Annotated in this window: 15 protein-coding genes and 1 pseudogene; 3 read left to right on the top strand and 13 right to left on the bottom strand. The window is 39.5% G+C overall.

Annotated features, from left to right (window positions below):
• Positions 1-3: 3 nt before the first annotated feature.
• The 5 genes from ACN6NF_RS12130 to ACN6NF_RS12110 form a co-directional block, all read right to left on the bottom strand.
• Positions 4-1629 carry an ABC transporter substrate-binding protein gene (locus ACN6NF_RS12130; protein WP_474317942.1) on the bottom strand — a complete coding sequence of 542 codons (1626 nt, stop codon included), beginning with the start codon at positions 1627-1629 and terminating at the stop codon, positions 4-6.
• A 124-nt stretch (positions 1630-1753) separates the two neighbouring features.
• Positions 1754-2650: a carbohydrate ABC transporter permease gene (locus tag ACN6NF_RS12125; protein ID WP_474317940.1), complete on the bottom strand. Its 897-nt coding sequence runs from the start codon at positions 2648-2650 to the stop codon at positions 1754-1756.
• Between the two features lie 13 nt (positions 2651-2663).
• The gene (locus ACN6NF_RS12120) at positions 2664-3617 is read right to left on the bottom strand and encodes an ABC transporter permease (RefSeq protein WP_474317938.1); all 954 of its coding nucleotides are present in this window, start codon (positions 3615-3617) and stop codon (positions 2664-2666) included.
• A 206-nt stretch (positions 3618-3823) separates the two neighbouring features.
• Positions 3824-4792, bottom strand: a complete 969-nt coding sequence (locus tag ACN6NF_RS12115) for a LacI family DNA-binding transcriptional regulator (protein WP_474317936.1) — start codon at positions 4790-4792, stop codon at positions 3824-3826.
• Positions 4793-5625: 833 nt separating this feature from the next.
• Entirely contained in the window at positions 5626-7014 is a 1389-nt protein-coding gene (locus tag ACN6NF_RS12110; protein WP_474317934.1) for an MFS transporter, read from the bottom strand.
• A 318-nt stretch (positions 7015-7332) separates the two neighbouring features.
• Here ACN6NF_RS12110 and ACN6NF_RS12105 point away from each other — a divergent pair, with 318 nt between their 5' ends.
• Positions 7333-8346, top strand: coding sequence for a LacI family DNA-binding transcriptional regulator (locus ACN6NF_RS12105; RefSeq protein WP_474317932.1), 1014 nt, complete (start codon positions 7333-7335; stop codon positions 8344-8346).
• Between the two features lie 307 nt (positions 8347-8653).
• Here the strand turns inward: ACN6NF_RS12105 and ACN6NF_RS12100 are convergent, their stop codons facing one another.
• The 3 genes from ACN6NF_RS12100 to ACN6NF_RS12090 all read right to left on the bottom strand — a co-directional run bounded on the left by ACN6NF_RS12100 (position 8654) and on the right by ACN6NF_RS12090 (position 12566).
• Positions 8654-10135, bottom strand: a complete 1482-nt coding sequence (locus ACN6NF_RS12100; protein ID WP_474317931.1) for a glycoside hydrolase family 32 protein — start codon at positions 10133-10135, stop codon at positions 8654-8656.
• A gap of 11 nt (positions 10136-10146) precedes the next feature.
• Complete coding sequence (locus tag ACN6NF_RS12095) at positions 10147-11382, bottom strand: oligosaccharide MFS transporter (RefSeq protein WP_474317930.1); 1236 nt, start codon at positions 11380-11382, stop codon at positions 10147-10149.
• A gap of 200 nt (positions 11383-11582) precedes the next feature.
• Complete coding sequence (locus tag ACN6NF_RS12090; RefSeq protein WP_474319048.1) at positions 11583-12566, bottom strand: LacI family DNA-binding transcriptional regulator; 984 nt, start codon at positions 12564-12566, stop codon at positions 11583-11585.
• Between the two features lie 439 nt (positions 12567-13005).
• On the opposite strand from ACN6NF_RS12090, the pseudogene ACN6NF_RS12085 reads away from it, so the two are divergent.
• Positions 13006-13146 (top strand): annotated as a pseudogene (locus ACN6NF_RS12085) (PhzF family phenazine biosynthesis protein); the annotation flags it as partial.
• Between the two features lie 79 nt (positions 13147-13225).
• Here ACN6NF_RS12085 and ACN6NF_RS12080 read toward each other — a convergent pair.
• The 3 genes from ACN6NF_RS12080 to ACN6NF_RS12070 form a co-directional block, all read right to left on the bottom strand.
• Complete coding sequence (locus ACN6NF_RS12080; protein WP_474317928.1) at positions 13226-15268, bottom strand: serine hydrolase domain-containing protein; 2043 nt, start codon at positions 15266-15268, stop codon at positions 13226-13228.
• A gap of 122 nt (positions 15269-15390) precedes the next feature.
• The gene (locus ACN6NF_RS12075) at positions 15391-16692 is read right to left on the bottom strand and encodes a GHKL domain-containing protein (protein ID WP_474317926.1); all 1302 of its coding nucleotides are present in this window, start codon (positions 16690-16692) and stop codon (positions 15391-15393) included.
• 1 nt (position 16693) lies between these two features.
• Positions 16694-17434: a LytR/AlgR family response regulator transcription factor gene (locus ACN6NF_RS12070; protein ID WP_474317925.1), complete on the bottom strand. Its 741-nt coding sequence runs from the start codon at positions 17432-17434 to the stop codon at positions 16694-16696.
• A 439-nt stretch (positions 17435-17873) separates the two neighbouring features.
• Here ACN6NF_RS12070 and ACN6NF_RS12065 point away from each other — a divergent pair, with 439 nt between their 5' ends.
• Positions 17874-18593, top strand: a complete 720-nt coding sequence (locus tag ACN6NF_RS12065; protein WP_474317923.1) for a MerR family transcriptional regulator — start codon at positions 17874-17876, stop codon at positions 18591-18593.
• Between the two features lie 17 nt (positions 18594-18610).
• Here the strand turns inward: ACN6NF_RS12065 and ACN6NF_RS12060 are convergent, their stop codons facing one another.
• Positions 18611-19051, bottom strand: coding sequence for a GNAT family N-acetyltransferase (locus ACN6NF_RS12060; RefSeq protein WP_474317922.1), 441 nt, complete (start codon positions 19049-19051; stop codon positions 18611-18613).
• Between the two features lie 573 nt (positions 19052-19624).
• Positions 19625-20338 carry a beta-glucanase gene (gene bglS, locus ACN6NF_RS12055; protein WP_017426919.1) on the bottom strand — a complete coding sequence of 238 codons (714 nt, stop codon included), beginning with the start codon at positions 20336-20338 and terminating at the stop codon, positions 19625-19627.
• Positions 20339-20437: the final 99 nt, after the last annotated feature.

Raw genomic sequence — 20437 nt, 5'->3', positions numbered from 1 at the left:
TGATTATTTATTTTTTAAATTTGCACTATATCGGTCCAACCCTTTTTGATAGATCTCCATTAATTCGTTCAGCCCCATCTTCTCGAGTGTCTTCACATAGCTGTCCCACTTTTCATCTACGTCGCCATCGACGATGAACTTGCCTCTTTGGGTATTTACATATTTAATAAGTTCAGGCTCAATCCGATTGATTTTATCTAGTTCATCCGGTTCAAAGAAGATGCTCGGATAGTTTTCCTCTTTCATATATGGAGTGTAATATTTCTCCAAATACTCAGCACGCTTCTGAGCTCGGGGTTCCATATCAACAACTTTTCCGAAGTCATCGAAAGTAATGACGCCCGGATTCCCTGTGCCTGGAGCCACTTTTTGACGGAATTCACCTGCGGAGACTCCCTTGGGAAGCGGCAGGTTCACCAATTTTCCTTTTTCGTCCTTCTTGAATACGACATCCAACGGACCCCAGTGAATTTGAGCCGCCATGTAAGGGTCATACTGTTGATCGATCCAACGCATCGTCATTGCCGGATAACTGTTCTCCTTTGTAATCACGAAGCTACCTCGTCCCGGTCCTCCGCCGTTGTTGCGGCCAATCATTTGATCTCCATTTGGGCCTTTAAGCGGGGGGAGTAGAGCATAATCCTTACTCCGCTCCGCTCCGACAACTTCTTCGACTTCCCACCAAACGTAGGAGCCGAGCGTTTCATCTGGTGTTTTGCCTTTTGCTAAATACTGAGCGGCATCCTGAGTGAACGATTCAGGGTCAATCAGCCCCTGCTTATACCAGTTATCATGAATATATTTTAATGTTTCCTTATATTGAGGTTGCGAAGCTGTAAAGATCACTTTACCTTCGCGGACGATCCGATGTTCCAAATTATCCGGAATACCGAAAGCTCCGAATATGCCAGCAATGTCACTACACCACTGCATGTGCATAAAGCTTAATGGGATTTCATCAGCCTTGCCATTGCCGTTTGGGTCCTTCGTTTTAAAGGCAATCAAAGCCTGCGTGTATTCGTCCAACGTTTGAGGTACTTTTAAGCCCAATTTATCGAGCCAATTTTTATTGATGACGTGAAAGAAGGGGTTGGTATCGAGCTTATTCTCTTCCCACGACGGCAGCCCATAGATGTGACCGTCTGGTGCCGTGATGGCTAGTTTAATGTCAGGCCGACGATCGAGAAGCGCTTTCAAATTAGGCGCATATTTATCAATTAAATTCTCCAGCGGAATAATGGTTCCGTCTTTACCATAATTGATTAGCTCGTAATCTGTGAATCCGGCTCCGTAAAAGGCATCTGGCAAGTCTCCGCTGGCCAACAACAAATTTTTCTTCTCTGCAAAGTCAGTGTCTGGAATGTTTTCCCAATCAATTTTTACGTTTGTTTGTTTTTCCAGCCGCTTAAATATTTCCATTTTTGAGTAATCTGGCGCTAAAGCAGCTTTTGGGGATACCATCTTTAATGTCACCGCATCTTTAACAATCGGAAGACCGGTTTTATTAAAATTTGCATCCAGATCCGGATTCACTATCTGATTTTTTGACTCGCCACCGCCTCCCGAACATCCGCTAAGAACAAACACTCCAGCCAGCATTAGAATTCCAGCCCTTTTGAATAATTTCATCGTACATAACCTCCTTATGTCAGTCCACAAGCTGAGAACTTCCCTTGTCCTTGTTATTTACTTGTCTGAATGCTGAATTTAGGTATTCTGTTGCACATTCCCCCTTTCAGGCACCATGACAATGTTAGCCTTTGATCGAGCCGATCATCACGCCTTTAACAAAGTATTTTTGCAGGAAAGGATACAAAATCAACAACGGTAGGCTGGATACTATGATGACACCATATTTTATAAGCTCTGTAACGCGCATCTTCGCTGCGTAGGATTCCACGTCGATCATCATGCTCGAGTTGGCCTGATTCTGGACAAGAATGTTGCGAAGGACCAGTTGTAATGGATACTTGCTTTCATCGTTCAAGTAAATCAAAGCGTCAAAGAAACCATTCCAGAACCCGACAACATGATACAGTACCATTACGGCTATAACGGACTTAGACAAAGGCAATACGATGCTCCAAAAAAATCTGGTATTGGAACAACCATCAATGGAAGCGGCCTCCCACATTTCATCCGGAATGGTCGACTGAAAAAAAGTCCTTACGATAATGACATTGAACACACCTCCCGCTCCAGGAATAACAAGTGCCCAGATCGTATTCAGCATGTGAAGATCTTTAATCAGCAAATAGGTCGGGATCAATCCCCCACTAAAAAACATGGAGATCAGTAAAAACCACATTATCACCGACTTTCCTGCCAGTCCTTTACGAGCTAACGGGTAAGCTGCACATACGGTCACGGCAACTCCGATTAATGTTCCTAGACTTGCATATAAGATCGAATTAGCATATCCAACCCATATAGATGAATCGCTGAATATTCGCCCGTATCCATCCAGCGTGAACCCTTTTGGAAAGAACCACACTTCACCTGAGTAGATGAGATTGGGGTCACTGAGTGAAGCAATCAATACAAAATACAGCGGGAATAATACAAGCAACATAACTATGGTCAGCATGACGTAGTTGATGATGTCAAACCATAGGTCTCCCTTACTTTTTCTCTTTAATAATTGATTCAAAATGATCTCCCCCTTACCACAGGCTGGTTTCCGTCAATTTTTTTGCGATCCGGTTCACGGTGACTATCAGGATAATATTTACAAGTGAATTAAATAGGCCAATTGCCGTAGAAAAACTGTATTGTGCCTTTTGAATCCCAATTTCATAAACATAGGTCGGAATAATATTGGAGGTGGCATAATTCAAATCATTCTGCATAAGGAAAGCCTTTTCAAAACCGATGCCCATAATGTTGCCGAGTGCGAGAATCAATAAGATGACGATCGTCGGCAAAATGCTTGGAATATCCACATGCATTACGCGCTTCCATTTGCTTGCTCCATCCATGATCGCCGCTTCATGCAATTCCGGGTTGACCCCTGCCAGAGCTGCAAGGTAAATGATGGTAGCAAAACCTGTCTCTTGCCAAACCCCTGATAATATATACAAAGGACGGAACCACCCTTCGTCGGCCAAAAACATAATGGGGTCTCCCCCAAACCAAGTGATGATGTGATTCACAATTCCGCTGTTTGGAGACAGAAAAACATTAAGCATACCAACGAGCACTACGGTAGAAATAAAGTGCGGTGCATAAATTACAGTTTGTACAATTTTCTTGTATCTCTTGGCCAGCATCTGATTGAGCATAATCGCTATAATAATCGGAGCTGGGAAGCTAAATACAAGCGATAGAGCACTGAGTGTAAGCGTATTAGTCATGATCGTCCAGAAGTTATAGGAATCGAAAAAATCAATAAAGTGCTTAAAGCCTACCCACTCGCTTCCCCAGATTCCCCGACTTGGTGAAAAATCCTTAAAAGCAATTTGTATTCCATACATCGGATAGTATTTAAATACGAGATAAATAATAATGATTGGCAGCAAAAACAAATACAGTTCATAATCACGTTTGATCAGGTTCCATATTTTGCGATTTGGCTTGATCGTGGAATGATCTAACTCGCTAATTCTTGTATTCACCATTACACTCCCTTTCTTGACATAGGATATTTTCATTTTTGAAACGTTTCCAATTTAATTTAAAAAAACGGGAAGACGAAGCATCTGTTGATCCAGACTTATTCCTTTGATCTCCAAATGAAACGTTTCCAATTTATTATAAAAAAAATGCCGAATTTGCAGATCCAAACTGAGATCCAACTGAACGAGCTAATATCTCTACAATAAGATCATGTAGTTTCGCCTTGCCTGAAGATAACGGGGAGACGATACACTTGCTGATCTAAAGTTATACCATCCATCTTTTGATACAGCAGTCTGATTGTCATACGTGCCATTTCCTCCACTGGCTGCCTGATTGTGGACAATATCGGATGAAAATAAGGATGATTCTGGATGCCGTCGTAACCGATGACCTTTACATCCTCTGGAACGCGAATACCCTGCTTGCCTACTCTTTCTATATATTTGGCGGCTAACATATCGGTAATAGCGAAAATGCCGTCCACAACCTGATACTTATGTAGAAATTCGCTAAAATAGACATCGTCGTTCACAATAGGGTCTGGTTTCTCGTATATCACATAGTCGACCCCTAATTTTTTCGCCTCATCAATGAAACCTTTTCTTCGATTCATGGTTTCACTAAATACGGAAGTTACACTTCCTATAAAAGCCGGTCTCTGGGCTCCCGCTTTAATAAGTTCCCTTAAAGCCATACGCCCTCCCTTATAATTATCCGAGGTCACACAGGTAATTTTTTTGCTAAAGTGTCTGTCAATACTTACAATCGGAATGTCATTGCTTACGCTATTCTCAATATCATTGTAAGTAATGCCGATAATACCAGCCACTTTATTTTGCCGTAGCATATCTAGATAATACAGTTCCTTTTCGGGCTTACCACCGCTATTACATAGCATGAGCTTAAAGCCTTCCCGATCCAACTCATCCTCAATGTAATAAGCCAGTTCAGAAAAAAAAGGATTCCAGATACTTGGAAGCAGCAAGGCTACCATCTTGGATTTCCTCATCTTAAAATTTCGAGCGACTTCATTAGGGATATAATTCAATTCTTGTATAGCTTTTTCAACTTTTTGGCGTGTATCTGGTTTTACAGAGCCCGAGTTGTTAATAACACGGGAAACAGTTCCCACAGCTACGCCAGCCAGGTTAGCTACATCTTTAATACTTGGCATTTAGCCCCCCCTCTCTCTTATGAAAATCATAATAGCACGAAATTGGAAACGTTTCAATAATCTTTGAAGCACTTTTTTTCGACTTTTTTATTGCCTAGCCCGCATGTAGCTAAATCAAGTGTAAACTGGTCAGAAACATGATAAGCCAAGTGACAGAGCTGCCATAGGGTAAATAGGTGATGTGCGTTAGAAGGACGAGTTCGGGTACTTCCTTTCTGAAGTCTCTCTGTAAAAAGTAATAGAACGCGAACCTTTCTTAAAGCCTCGAAAGCAAAGGCCTTCTTGATTATTCTTTTGGATTTACCACTTAGTTTAGTGGCTCGTTTACTTGTCACTTTGATAAGAATCGATAATTTGTTTCGAATTTTAGCGTTACAATTAGGAATAATATGAGAGAATTACTATCTGATCAATTCGTTTGGGTTAAGGAGAAGAACTGGCCCCTTCAAATGATTTGTTTTTGCCCTCTGATATGTGTTGTGGTTCTACTTTATATAGATACTTCTCTGCCGAGTGGTCACAGGACGTCACAAACTCATATTTTCCAATATAGGAGAACGACTCTTTATTACGATCCAAGAGTTAACTCCATAGCAACACAATTGATGGTTTCAACTGAATTGCTATTCAAAAATCTCTTTATAAATATTAATCATCTTACGAATATTCTTATTTTCTTGCCCGATCGGGGAATAGCCGTTTTAATTTGTCTCCCACTGAATAATCCTGCCCATTACTTCAATAAAAAAAGCAGCCCTTCTTGAACTGCCCTACTGCTAGTCACTTCAACAATAGGGTGAGTTCATTCATGGGCTACCTTATTTACCAAGTAGCTATTCAGCGTTTTTTAAGAATTCAAGCTCTTTGACAATACCCGGAAATAATTTATCTAGATTGTAAAATGCTAGCAATAAAATTTGCAGGATAGCCAAGATAATTGGAACGTAGATAAACATGAAATGAATAGATGCTAGCGCAGTAGCACTGATTGTAGCCTGTCCACCAGCATATCCTCCCAATGCCAGTCCCCAACCGATAAGTGCCGCTCCCAAACCACCTCCCGCTTTTGTGCCGAAACTACCCGCACTGTACACCAGTCCTTCGGTGCGCATCCCTGTCTTCCATTCGCCATATTCAATGGTATCTGCCAACATAGCAAAGAAGGTTCCAAGAATAGCGGCATGCCCAAGCGCTTTAATAACGAGTCCCAGACAGACCGCCATCAGACTTATGGGGCTGACGGCAATGACAAGCGATCCGACAATAAGGAGGATACTTCCGATAATGGAGGAATTTCGTTTACCGATCCGCTTGACGACGGGGGGCAATAGCATATAACCAAGCAGGGAAGGAAGCAGTAAGGATATGCCGAGCACTCCAATCAGATTGGCGTCTTTTAACACATAACGTGCGTAGTAAATATTCATACCTGTGCCCAGTGCGTTATTTATAAAATAGACCACAGCAAACCCAAGGATCAATTTCCAATACTTATTACGCATCAGCGCTCCAAAAGCGCGTCCAAACGGAATTGGCTTTTGTACAACAGATGGAGTAACCCTTTCCTTGGTACTGAAGAAGGTAACGAGAAATAAGAAGGTTCCGAGCAAGCCAAATATAATAAAGGTGAAAATCCACCCTTTTTGACCGCCACCGAATGACTTCACTAACGGGAGGGTGAAATAATTAATTAGCAAGGCACCAATATTCGCCAGACTCATACGAAAAATATTAAGCAGAGAACGCTGGTAAGAATCCTGCGTTATCATGGAATTAAGTACACCATAAGGGACATTAATGCTGGAATAGATAAAGTTCATCAGCAGATAGGTAACGTAAATGTATAGAATAGTGATCGTCATATTTCCACTTGGAACCGTGAACAAGAGAATTCCAGACAACGCAAATGGCCCGGACATCCACAGTAACCAAGGACGTGCCTTCCCGTGTCTACTCTTCGTTTTATCGATCAAAGCCCCAATCGCTACATCAATAAACGCATCCAGTACGCGAGCAACTAGCATTAAAGTACCAATGACCCCGGCGCTGATCCCGATTACATCTGTGTAAAAGTAGGACAGAAAAGTCATTGCGGCAGCAAACAGCAACTGGCTGGCAAAATCACCGAATCCATAACCAATTTTTTCTTTCAGCGTAATATTTGAACCGGTTTGCACTGAAGCCTCATTTCCCCTTACAACAATATCGCTTGAACTTCTCATGCTCATGCTCCTTTTCCCTTGTTATTCTCTACAATTCAAGGTCAATAAGAAAACGTTTTCTTATTTATCAAAAAAACAAGCTGAAATGCCCTGAATCCAGCCGATTATTGGTAAAAACAATTATTTTCGTCCAGAAAATACTAGAAAACGTTTTCCGGAGTTGATTATACTCGCCTTTTAAACCAAGGTCAAGCGCTTTCTTTGCTCTGGAATCTTTGTTAAACTCAATAAACAATTCAATAAACTGATATAATAAATTCAATCCACTTTGAGACCTTTTTTTCTAAATAAATACTTGCTTGAAAGTCGGTGTGTACAATGAAAATGACTATAAAAGATGTGGCTCGAATGGCCAACGTCTCCATTTCTACAGTTTCCAGAGTGATTAATAATAGCCAGACGGTCAACAGCGAAATACGCAAACGAGTTCTGGATGTTCTTGAAGCCACTCAATTCCGTCCAAATGCCATAGCACGGACACTGGTAAAGAATAATACATCTTTGATTGGGGTACTTCTCCCCGCGATTAAAAACAATGTCTTTGATGACATGGTTGAAGGCATTAATCAGGTAGCGCATCTATATGGCTTCGATGTCATAATCGCCTTGTCAGGGGGGGACGCGGACTCTGAATTACACTATTACAATATGTTCCGTGAAATGCAGGCGAGCGGAATTATTATATCGGTAAGCGGAATCCGGGATGCGCTATTCGCGCTCATTGAAGCGGCCGGAATTCCCTGCATCCTTGTCGGACGGGATTTCCGAGACCAAACCATTCCTTCCGTGCATGTTGACAACATAACGGCTGCTTTTGAAGCGGTAACTTATCTAATACAGCAGGGTCATCAGGATATCGCGATGCTGCAGGGACCAGCGGGGGATATTTCAGTGAGCAATCAGCGTTTTTTGGGCTATGAACAGGCATTGAAGGCCGCTCACCTGCCAGTACGCCCCGAACGTGTGTTGGAAAGCGGCTTTTCAGTTGAAGATGGCATAACCTCTATGAGAAAACTTTATCATTCAGGCCCACTGCCTAGTGCAGTGTTCTGCGCAACGGACAGAGTTGCCATAGGCGCTATGAACTTTCTGGCCGAGAATGGGGTGAAAATACCTGAACAGGTCTCTTTCTTCGGATTTGACGACATTGACATGGCTACAATAATCCGGCCTAAATTGTCAACTGTCCGATATTCAGCATCCGAACTTGGCATGGTCGCCGCCCGCAATCTCATTAAGCTTATTAGAGGGGAGGAATTGGCGGCTATCCACTGGTCCATATCACATCAGTTAGAAATTCGGGATAGCAGTACAAAACGTGGAGTATCCTAACCTTTGATGCTCCTACGGGTTGCGGGAAATGCTTAACCGGCAGGGGTGGTCTTTTCAGCGAATCCAACGCCGAATAATGGAAACGTTCTCTTTTAAACTTTTTCGCTAAAGGGCATGATTGGGGATACGCAGAAACCAGGCTCGGTTTAAAATTGGCTATCATGTAGGTGGGCATTTCCGGGGAAAGTCGCTATTGCCGGACTCGCTCGTATTCAATTCTTTTCGATAGCGGTCAGATTAACTATCAACAAGAAAAGGTTACTTTCTAAGTCAATACAAGGACTCAGAAAGCAACCTTTTCTTCGAGTTATTCAGCTTGCCAAATATCTTTCAATTTCCAGTATGTCAACCCATTTACTAGAGCCTCACCGCCCTCCGTTACGAGTTCTATGCCTAGCAGTTTTTCACTCGAATAGATGCGACTTGTCATCGTAGCTTGCCCTTCATTGGCAAATATTTCAATGGATGAGCGATCCAGATATACATGTAACGTCAGCTGCCCCTCTGCACTTAAGGCTGTTTGACGTACTCCATCCGTCTTTTTGCCTGATTTAGAACAATCAAGCATAAGTTTCTGACCCGGGATAGAATAAGTGATAACCGTTTCCTCCTCACCTGTTCCGCGAAGCTTCAAGCCTACCAGATCTGCACTTGACTTCGTCAGGTCGAACACGACCTTTACTTCAAGCAGATCCGCTTCAATTTCCGTCAAGTAACTTCCAGAAATAGCGCAATATTGGTACAAAACATGTTCGCTTTGACGAAGCAACTTCATTTCCTCTACTGGGTTCATCAACAATTTATTATTGGCACCCAATGTAATTACACGTGGGATCGTCAGCGCTCCGGACCAGCCGTCTGCTTTCGTTGGCATATCCGATTCCCACATATCCATCCAACCAATCGCAATGCGGCGACCTTGATCATCTAGAAAAGTTTGGACCGCATAGAAGTCATGACCATTATCCAACTCGACGAACTCTCCATGTTTATATTCATTACTATCATAATTATATTCGCCAACATAATATCCCGTCTGGAACAAATTATTGTACTTATCTCCTTGTGCATCAATACCTTGCGGGGAGAACATAAATATATGCTTACCGTTCAGTTCAAAGAAATCAGGGCACTCCCACATGAAGCCCATATTCTTATCTCCCTGCAGAAGCACACCATGATAGGTCCAAGTTCTAAGATCAGGAGATGTATATAGAATAACACGCGGCAGATCTTCTTTCGTGCTGTTACCTAGGATCATGTACCATGTATCCTCATGCTTCCATACCTTCGGATCACGGAAATGCTGTGAGCTATCTGTTGGAGGTTCAGCGATTACGGGATTCTGCCCTAGTTTAGTAAAATGAATGCCATCTGTACTTACTGCCACATTTTGATTTTGGAAAAAGATATTGTTTGGTTGATCAATATAGTGATGGCCAGTATAGATTAATGTCAATTCGCCGTTATTATCTACTGCGCTTCCTGAGAAGCAGCCATCAAGGTCACATGCATCTCCAGGCGCTAATGCAATCGGACAATGCTCCCAGTGTACAAGGTCTTTACTCTTCACGTGACCCCAATGCATTGGACCCCAGTTCTCATCATAAGGATGATGCTGATAGAAGGCGTGATATTCACCTTTAAATTGAATTAATCCATTGGGGTCGTTAATCCAGTTTGCTGGTGCCATAATATGATAGCCTAATCGGTACCGCTTGTTCATATTCGCTTCTGCCTGTTTCAATGCTTCCTCAGCTTGCTTCGTATTGTTATTATATGTGTTCATTTGTCTTCCTCCTATGCTGTTTCAATATGCTTGTTAGGCTTGGGATCCAGATTTTTCGGTTCTTTCTTTAAGGTAAAGATTGAGATTGTTGTAAAGACAAATACGAATACACCCATAATCACGTACGTATTTGCAAAACCTCTAATGTCATAAGACATACCGGCGAGTGGCGAGAAGATCGAAGCTCCTACCTGACTCATAAACTGGAATCCCACCAGATACAATATCGAAGACAGACGCGTATCGAAATTAGCAGCCAAGTACTTAAATATGGAGATCAGCATGATTGGCAGTTCCAATGCGTGAATCAATTTCATAGCTGAGATACCATAAGGTCCAATAACTAAGCCTGAACCCATGATCCGGAATGCCATCAAGAACCCTGCCAATATCAGACCCTTTTTTGCTCCAATTTTGTTGACAATGAAAGGCGCTAAAAACATCATGCCTGCTTCCAAGAACACTTGTAGGGAATTTAAGTAACCATAAACTTGATTGCCTAATGCAACCGTTGAGAACGTCGATGAAAAGTAATTCGGGAACTGCTGGTCATACACATTGTAAATACAGGTAACACCAAGAACATATAAAATGAAGAACCACAACTGCTTATTTGCAAACAAATAGCCGATTTGCTTAAAGTTAACAGATTCTGCTCGCTCCATCTCGGAATCTGTCATTTCAACTTTAATTGTCATCATAATGATAAACAGAATGACAGCAGATACTGATGCAATCCAGAAGTTAATGTTAGGGTTGATATTGAAGAGCTGACCAGCGAAAAATGTTGCTGCTGCCCAACCTAGCGAGCCCCACATACGAGATTTTCCGTATTCAAAGTCATATTTTCGGCTGACTTTCTCGACATAAGATTCGATGGCTCCGATCCCTGCCAAAAAAGAAATACCCAGGTATAATCCACCTACAATGGCGCCGAGAAATACATTGTATTGAAGTAACGGCCCATAGATAAAGATATAGAAAGGACCAACAAATAAGAGTAAAGAACTGATGAGAAATAAAATATGCTTCTTTAATCCGATTTTATCAGATATATAGCCATAAAGCGGTTGCATACATAGCGCAAAGATAGCGTTTACAGTAAAGATAACACCTGTTTCAGCACCATTCAGACTGATTTCTTGTCCTAGCCAGATAGAGAACAATGAATAACTTGCTGACCAAGTAAAGAAGAAAAAGAAGAAATAGGCACTTAGTTTCCAGTACATGCTCTTTGACTTTCTCATATCGAACGCTCCTCTAAGTTGAACATTTGGATGTAAATGAAAGCACTTTCGTATTTACAGATCGATTATATGTCAACCGATTTCATATGTCAACCGCTTGACATATTTTCGAAAGAAAAAAGAGCTCTCCTCTTTGATTTCAATAATCTAATAAGGATAGCTCCAATTTATATCACAATGCTAAAAACGTTGGAATTGTATTAAGCTGTACTAGCTTTAATAAGTTTCACTGGTAGATAGGTTTCTCGCGGGACATCACTGTATCCGCCTTCAATTTCTTTAATAAGTAACTCTATGGAAGATCTCGCGATCTCCTGTATTGGTTGCTGAATTGTCGTTAATTCAGGGAGAAGATTGCGGGTTGTTTCTGTTCCGTCATACCCAATTACTCGGATATCTTCAGGAACCCGTTTTCCTCTTCTTCTTGCTTCAGCAATAAAAGACGCAGCCACCATGTCATTACTCGCGAACAATCCATCTACTTCAGGATGTTCATTGAGCAAGCGTTTAATCGGTTCATCGTGATTCTGTTGGTGAAAGGGATCATGTACTTCATAGGTAATTGCCTCTCGACTATACTGCTCCATCACATCTTCATATGCTTTTCTTCTTAAGCTTGCTGGTGTTTCCAATTCAACAGGGCCATTTATGTGTAAGATATGCTTGCACCCCTTTTCAATAAGCAGCTCTGATGCCAGTTTTCCACCCATATAATTATCCGACCCTACAACTGGGATTGAATCGGATAGGAAACGGTCGATCGCAATGACTGCAATATTCTTCTGTTCATAATTTACGATACCTCGGTTGTGTGTACCGACGATAATACCGTCAACTTGATTTCGCATGAGCATATCTACATAAGACTCTTCTTTATCCAGCTGATTTAAACTGTTACAAAGCAACAGCTTATAGCCTAATGACGCACAAATATTCTCTATATGGAAAGTCAGCTCTCCGAAAAATGGGTTGCTTGTAGTTGGAATGATTAATCCAATCAGATTTGTCCGTTTAGTAAATAATGACCGAGCTACATCATTAGGAAAATAGTTTAGCTCCTGCATCGCTTTATGAACTTGATCCTTCGTTTCTTGACTGATATAGCCACGATTATTAAGTACGCGAGAAACCGTAGTCGGTGAAACTCCAGCTAATTGTGCAACATCGTTAAGTTTTGGTTTCATTGATTCAACCTGCCTTCTCTTCATGCCAAGTCTCCAATTATTCTATTATTTTAGCATGGTTAAACGTGAAAAAACATGTCTCCAGCATTCCGCGCTGTATATGCAATGACATCATTTTAACCATTATTGTTCATCATATTTCAATAATATATGTTCCTGTCTCTCCTCGAGAAGATTATATACACCTATGTAGTATGTAGGAGGTAGTGAATAAACTTGGTTGAAATATCATCTAGATAATTATGGATAAATGTATCTATTAAAGTGTATACACCCCGATATTTTTCTCATTTTACATGGACTAATATGTGAATTTACCGTAGTGAAAAGAATCTCACATGTGATTTCGTAGAAGTCGTTGTCGCAGGCTGTCAGGCAGACTTTAACGAAAAAACTTACCGAACTAAGCGTCGTGCAATAGTAGAACAAAGGGACAAACTTTGATTTTGTTTCCAAAGGCTTTTTTCCCAAATTGAATGTCAACGAGGACTCCGTATGTGGTTCTGCGCATTGTAACTTTATTCCGTTTTGGGCAGAAAGATTGGGTAAAAGCGAACTGATAGCCCGTCAACTGTCTAAGTGAGGAGGCACTTTGTATTGCTTACCTCTTTATCCTATCATAATAGCCGCTCCTGAATTTTTCAGGAGCGGCTATATGCTTATTTCAAATTGATTTTAAATCTATCCCCTGCATTGCCACCCAAAACGATCAAGCCACCCTGGGGCAGTACAACCGAATTGTTATGGCTAGCAGTTGAAAATTGTACAACCGCTCCGTTTTCATCATAGACTGCGAACCCTCCGCTTGTTGGAAAATCAACGGTCATCGTTTTATGGGCTGCGTTTTTATCTATTTTAAACCATGTGGCTTGACCATTCGATGGTATGGTGTACACTGATTTCCCGCCCAGGACAGGTTTAATAGCATCCTCACTGATGTAGGACTGTCCATCTATGGTTAAATACTCTGAACCATCCTTGGTAGTAAAATTCAAATCAAATGCATCTCTTCCACTCATAACGGGAATCTCAACAGCATTAACGGCTTTATTCTCATCCACAATTTTAGTACCACTTGCGTATCCATCATGATCAACGGATATTTTTTTCGTTATAAATGAGGGGGCCAGATAAAATATGGAAGATATCTTTTCATCCAAAGCATAATAATTTTTCCCGTTTCTGTTTTCCCATGCCTTTTTAACTGTGAGGTTTACAGGATTGGCATCTAGCTTTTGATATTCATAAGTCACCATAACCATTTGACCTAATCCCGGAAAGTTTAAATATAGGTTAGCCTTAATATACGTTTTCCCGTTTTTTTGTTTGTCAAAGCTTATGCCTACACTGCCATCACTGCTTTTGAATTGTCCATTGCCTGTATACACATATTTTTGCGCCGGGACGAATCCATCCAGAAAAGCTGGTAACTCAAGCTCACCGTTTTTAATCTCTACATTGATGGTTGTACCCACAGAACCATATAATCCCGAATAAGAAAGTAAATCAGATGGCATTTCCACCTTTACAGGAGGCTCAAATGTTTTCTCCGGTATGATGTCTTTAATGATGCCCTTGTCTTTTAAAAGCTCCAATAAAAGATTAGAAGCAAAAATACTATCTAAGATGGAAGACCCTCCAGATGAAAGCACAGCCATAGAAATATGATGCTCTGGTATGGTGATCAAAGTAGAGTGATACAAAACAGTATCCCCACCTTTGGACAACGCAGTTATTCCGTAATCACTAAACGGTGCCAACTGAACCGCATCCCAACCGAGTCCATAATTAAAGCTGTTTATCTCTTCAGGCACCCATATTCCTTTTCGATATTCATGACTTTGCATGGACTTCGCCGATTGTGCAGATAAAATATCAGGCCTGTTCCCTGTTAATACCTCCGAAAACATAGCCACCTCTTCTGCGGTGGAGTATAAGCCCCCTGTCCCGATGACATTGGCATTTTCAACCGGCAAGGCCCCCTCAATCGCAGGAAAATAAGTTTTGGCCAGCTTTTGTCTATCAAATTGATCGAGTGGTGTTTTCGTAGACTTCAAACCCAAAGGTGCACTAATATGCTTTGCCAGGAAATCGGTGTAACTTAGGCCGCTCACCCGTTCAACCAATATTTCAAGCAATTGAAAACTATCATTACTATATACGGAATATTCGCCGGGGTTGGATTTTAAAGTTTCTGATTGTAATCTCAGCAAGAGCTCATCGTGATTTTCTGTATCATTGTCATTAAATAACATACTATTTTTATAGTGAGCACCATAAAGACCTGACGAATGATTTAACAGCATACGTGGTGTGATTTGTTTGTACCTTTCATCAGACATTTTAAAGTCCTTAATGTATGTTGTGAGCGGCTGATCAATATCTACCTTATGGGCATCCACCAACATCATCGTTGCAGCAGATACATACATTTTGCTTGTAGAGCCTATACCGAACATCGTATCTTTGGTGATTGGCTCGCTGGTTGCTTTATTCTTTACACCCACGCTATCCGATAATACGATGTTTCCATGGTCCATAATGGCATACTGCACACCGCTAGCACCGTATTTGGATACCAGCTCCGAGGCCAGATTACGGGCCTTTTCCTTAATGGGTTCAGGTTTGTTTTGAGCAAAAGTATTCGTCATCGGCAGTACAAAAAGCATAGCCGAAATGAACACAGCTATTATTTTCTTCATTTCATATTTCCTCCTCTTATTGGTCCCAGATATTATTTCTGCACTGATCATACAATGAACGAGGATTCTATATAGCAAAGTCACCCTAAAACGAAAAAAACAATCCCTAAACAACATGATGTTTAAGGACTGTCCTTATAAAATGGTAATAAAACCATATTATTAAATATTTTATTTTTCATTTCAATGGTCATGTTACCACCGTATTTGTCACATATTCTAGATATATTGGTTAAGCCAATACCATGAATATCCGGGTTTGATTTTTGACTTTGCAATTGGGCCACTTCATTCTCCATATGATTCAGAATGTGAATGAAAAGCGCAGATTCATTGGAATGTATTTTAATAAGAATGTACCTGTCATCAGCAATCTTGACCTTTTTAGATGCTTCTATGGCATTATCCAGCATATTCCCTAGAGCGACACATAAATCATAACGTTCAATATTTACTTTCTGTGAGTATAAGTTGAGCTGGGTATCCACCTTGATGCCATTGGCCTGAGCAATATTAAGACTATTTGTGACAAGAGCATCTATAACCAGATTACCAGTGTTAACCCTCTGATACGCTCCTTCGATTTTATTTAATGTGATCTTAATATGTTCACTCGCCTCAGCTAATTCATTTCTCTTGATACATTCGTCAATATACAAAAACTGTTGGTGTGTATCATGAATGATTCTTTTTATATTTTTGAAGCTGTGAACCGTCTTTTCGTAGTTAGCATCTTGGTAGTCCATCTGATGTTGTAATTGAGCATTTTCATGCATTAATTGAAATTTTTCAATGACATTATCAAAAATATATATGATAAAAACATTTAAGGAAATAAAGCCAATAATAGAACCAAAATAATACATATTCTTTTCACTATAAACAGATAAAACATTGACCTGGTATAAACTTATGATGGGAACGATTAAAAATAAAATATAATAACGATGCTGCAAAGGGAAGGTTCTGCGTTTGGCAAATAGCCGTATAATCTGAATGACAGCAAACATGATAATGCAGCTGAGCAACATAACCTTAGAGAATATCAAGTGATCTTGTCCACTCAAATGGCTAAAGTTGCTAATTTTAACGGAGCCTACAGCATATAAAATATAAAGAGATATAAAATTAACGATGGTGATCAATACAGCATAAAGGATAGAAAAAATGATCTTTGTCTTTATTTCCACTGTATACGATTGCGCTAAACTAAATATGACAAGTAATGCTAAAATTGAAGATATCGTAGGAGTCAAATAAACATTTAAATATAAGGAATCCAGCAGCCCGAAAATAATGAAATACATAATTCTGTTCGGCTTTCGACTGGACTTATCAAAAACCGAGTTGAAATAAAAATTGACCTGAAAGCACATCACCAGTACAACACATAGGTTAAGAAACAGGTAGTTATATGACATCATATTAATGCATCTTTATAATCATAAATTTGGTATACAAATCTTTAACTTCTTTTATTTTAGAACGTCCAATAGGCAACTTCACATCATTTGACATCAGAACATCACCGCCAGCAAATTTTTTGACATGAATTAAGTTTATAATAATCGAACGATGAATTTGCAAAAAATTATGTTCCTTTAATGCTAATGCATAATCAGAAAGAATCCCTTTGCTATCATAGGTTTGTGTAGAGGTTACAAAATGCAGTTTGTTTTTTATGGTCAAGCTTTTGGCCACTTCAATACTAATGATATCATCATATTTTAAAAGCACTTCCTCATAAGCTGACTTGATGATAACGAATTTTTTATCAAGAGCTTGAAAATATTGACACAGCTTTATTATTTTTTCCTCAAAGATATGGGGAGCAATCGGTTTTATTAAATATTGAAATGTAACTACGTCGAAACTTTCCACCATATATTCAGGGTAGCTCGTTAAAAAAACAATCTGTTCATCCAGGTGATTTAAACTCCTTATTTTTCGGGCGGTTTGAATTCCGTTCATGCCATTCATTTCAACATCCAATATTAAGATATGGAATGGAGACTCATGGTTTTGATAATGAGATACTAGTTGTTCTCCTGAGTCGAATAATTCAACTTTAAATTCTATATTTGTTTTGATTGATAAAGCGATCAGCATATTTTTAACAAGCTCTCTTTGCTTGTACTCATCATCGCAAATAGCCACTCTATACATAAATGACATTCCCCCCTTTCCCATTACATGTTGCAAGGAAGTATAGTCTGAACAGTATACAATATTTTAATATTCTATACATAGCTTTTGGATAAAACGCAAATTCAAATCCCTTAAATGCGATTTATTGTGTGCTATTCGTTCTCTATGCTTGGGCGTTCGTTCCCTTTTTGCCATCGGGGGCTTGCGTAGGTTGGTCAGTTTGCGAATGATGTCGCTGAAATGAGGTTTGCTGCTGTTTTGACTATTTTGACCCGTTGAATAAGAACACAACTTGTGATTTATTAGGAAGGTAGGAGTTGATGTATCAGGAGAACGACTTTCATACATAAGACTTATTGGAGGAATTTATGGATAATAAAAGGTATTTTTCAATTGGGGAAGTTTCTAGATTAAAAAATGTACGATAAAAGCTCTACGTTATTATCATAATATTGGTTTGTTAATACCTGCATACACTAATCCCGAAAACGGTTATCGCTATTATACAATTAATCAATTCATCTATCTGGATATTATAAAAATTTGCAAGCAAAGTAATGTAAGTGTCAAAGAAATTAAAGCTTTATTTGATAAAGCCGATACTAATTACCTTAAACTTTACTTAGAACAAAAAAATGAAAAAATTCATAAAGAAATCAAGAAATTAGAGCAGCTTAATACACAAATAGAAATATTAAAGGCAGCTATCCATTCATCTGAAGATGAACTCATGAACAATGGATTTAATATTCAAACATTCAAAGACAGATACTTTTTAAGTTTACCTACTCAAGGTGGAGAACTTAATGAGATAAAGTCATTCGATAAATTGGATGAAAAATTAGGTGAGTTTGCAGCCCATACGTATCAGTATGGATTAATTTATTCATGTCACCATGATAATTGGAAAATCAGTGATGTATTACGTCTAATAACATCAAATGATTATAGATTGCTTAAGGATACTTTTAGTGTATCTAAATTACCGAAGGGAGAATATTTAACTATTAATTGCACGGGAGATACTGAAATTGAAACATTTCAATTAGTAAAAGAATATTTGGAGAAAAACAGTTTGACGTGTAATAAGGTTTATATGTTTTATTTAGTGACAGATGTTTTTAATCAATATAATCACTTCTCTCAATTTCAAGTTAGTCTAAAGCCCACCCTATAAATAAGGTGGGCTGACTTTTATAGTTTGTATTCATAAATAAAATTTGTATTTTCGAGTTTGCCGTTAGGTAGATTAAATACAGTTACTTCTTCATCAAGACGGACAAATCCATTATGATCATAGAATCCATAGTTACTCATTGTATCTGTATACACATAAATTTTATTTGTTTTTGTATTTCTTAAGTAAGAGATGAGCTCATCAAATAATTTTTTCCCTACCTTTTTTCCTCTAGCTTCTTCAGAAATAGCAAAGAATTCTAAGCACCCCTGAAACTCATCTTCTTTTCCTCTAATTAACTTGCTGTATGCTTTATTAGTCATAGAAGTGAGTTCAACAAATACTTTTCGTTCGATGTCATTTAGATTTAAGAGTTGTAGCAATTCACTTGTATAATCTTCCTGTAGCAATCTATAAGATGTTATTTCACCAACTCTTGAACCCAAAATTACACCCATGACTTCTCCATCTAATGTAGCTACTCTTCCAAAAGTACTTTTATTTAATATTGGACTTATGAACATCATTGTAACTGCTGCATTTATTATGCCGTTATCCTCGATAAAATCCTTTGCGTTCCAGGTATCTTCGATAATCGCTTTAATAGGTTCTATATCCTCTTTTCTAATGTCTCTAATATCTAAATTCTTTTTGACTTCCTCCTTTTAATCGATTAGCTTACAAACTGAGTTTAATGTCTCCCCTAATGGGGAGAGTCAAGTATTTATTGTAATGTTTTTTTCCACAGGGCTCACTTACAAGGACAGACGGCTAATAGTCATGTTAAACTGGGAAGTTTGGTCCGCTCGGAACCTGGTGACGATGGTACGATAGCAACACAAGATGCCATCAATTGTCGATATGCAGTTTGGCACCTGTTCCAAGGGCGTTTAATACGCTATCGCTCTGTTTTTGAAGTTTTTCATAACATCATTATGCTAACTAAAAAATCCCCTAGCGGGTCTATTCACCTATATCTCCCTGGACAAGCAAAAGCAGCCCTACAGGGCTGCCTCTTCTGCGTAATCATACTAATTGCTCGTATATTTTACCCAGTCATATTCAGCGTACAGCGGATTTGCTCCGTTATATGAACCTAACCAGCTATCCACTCCGGTGCCATTCCATAAATTCATCATAATTTTACCTGGCGTACTTGGAATATTCGTGGTTGCTGTATGTTTCAGAACACCGTCAACGTACCATTTAATATACCCTGGCTGCCAATCGAAAGCATAGGTATGGAAGCTCGTTGAAGCATCAAAGCCAAGATTGATAATCTTTTCGTGCCCACCGACTCCATTGGTATAATAGTTAAACTGTACTTTTGTCGTGTCCTTTCCTAAAAATTCGATATCTATTTCATCCCATTGCGTGCCATGTGAAGGTCCTGTATACGTGAAAAAGGATGAGACAATTCCCGTGTTTTTAGCAGGCTTCATGCTGACCTCGTACAGGCCATATCCGTAATTGTTCGTTGATCGGTACTCCCCACAATCAAATTTGTTGTTCGCAGGACTCGTTAAACTCAGCTTGAGCTTTCCATCATTCGTAAAGTTAACATTGTTTGCACGCCAAGTACAATTGAACATTTGCCCATTGGAATACCCATCTGCCTTTTGCCAAGTACTTGAATTAAAATAACTTAATGGTTCCCAGAACACATTCCCCGCAAATGCGCTTACCGAAAAAAACAGAGAAATCACACCTGTGATCATCAGCGTAAACCAAGACTTCTTCTTCATAATACACCTCCATGGACAATTTCAAATATGAATGAAAGTTGTGGAACGTGGTTTCCAGCAAACGTAGTATGATCTGCCGAAAACCAAATAATAGAGCTT

It is taken from the genome of Paenibacillus sp. TSM33, assembly GCF_056099025.1.
This window is presented reverse-complemented; position numbering and strand designations above follow the sequence as displayed.

Bases quoted from the DNA above. Each gene is read 5' to 3' on its own strand.
- ACN6NF_RS12130 (WP_474317942.1), bottom strand. From the start codon at position 1,629: ATGAAATTATTCAAAAGGGCTGGAATTCTAATGCTGGCTGGAGTGTTT.
- ACN6NF_RS12120 (WP_474317938.1), bottom strand. From the start codon at position 3,617: ATGGTGAATACAAGAATTAGCGAGTTAGATCATTCCACGATCAAGCCA.
- ACN6NF_RS12115 (WP_474317936.1), bottom strand. From the start codon at position 4,792: ATGCCAAGTATTAAAGATGTAGCTAACCTGGCTGGCGTAGCTGTGGGA.
- ACN6NF_RS12110 (WP_474317934.1), bottom strand. From the start codon at position 7,014: ATGAGAAGTTCAAGCGATATTGTTGTAAGGGGAAATGAGGCTTCAGTG.
- ACN6NF_RS12105 (WP_474317932.1), top strand. From the start codon at position 7,333: ATGAAAATGACTATAAAAGATGTGGCTCGAATGGCCAACGTCTCCATT.
- ACN6NF_RS12100 (WP_474317931.1), bottom strand. From the start codon at position 10,135: ATGAACACATATAATAACAATACGAAGCAAGCTGAGGAAGCATTGAAA.
- ACN6NF_RS12095 (WP_474317930.1), bottom strand. From the start codon at position 11,382: ATGAGAAAGTCAAAGAGCATGTACTGGAAACTAAGTGCCTATTTCTTC.
- ACN6NF_RS12090 (WP_474319048.1), bottom strand. From the start codon at position 12,566: ATGAAACCAAAACTTAACGATGTTGCACAATTAGCTGGAGTTTCACCG.
- ACN6NF_RS12080 (WP_474317928.1), bottom strand. From the start codon at position 15,268: ATGAAGAAAATAATAGCTGTGTTCATTTCGGCTATGCTTTTTGTACTG.
- ACN6NF_RS12075 (WP_474317926.1), bottom strand. From the start codon at position 16,692: ATGATGTCATATAACTACCTGTTTCTTAACCTATGTGTTGTACTGGTG.
- ACN6NF_RS12070 (WP_474317925.1), bottom strand. From the start codon at position 17,434: ATGTATAGAGTGGCTATTTGCGATGATGAGTACAAGCAAAGAGAGCTT.
- ACN6NF_RS12060 (WP_474317922.1), bottom strand. From the start codon at position 19,051: ATGGGTGTAATTTTGGGTTCAAGAGTTGGTGAAATAACATCTTATAGA.
- bglS (WP_017426919.1), bottom strand. From the start codon at position 20,338: ATGAAGAAGAAGTCTTGGTTTACGCTGATGATCACAGGTGTGATTTCT.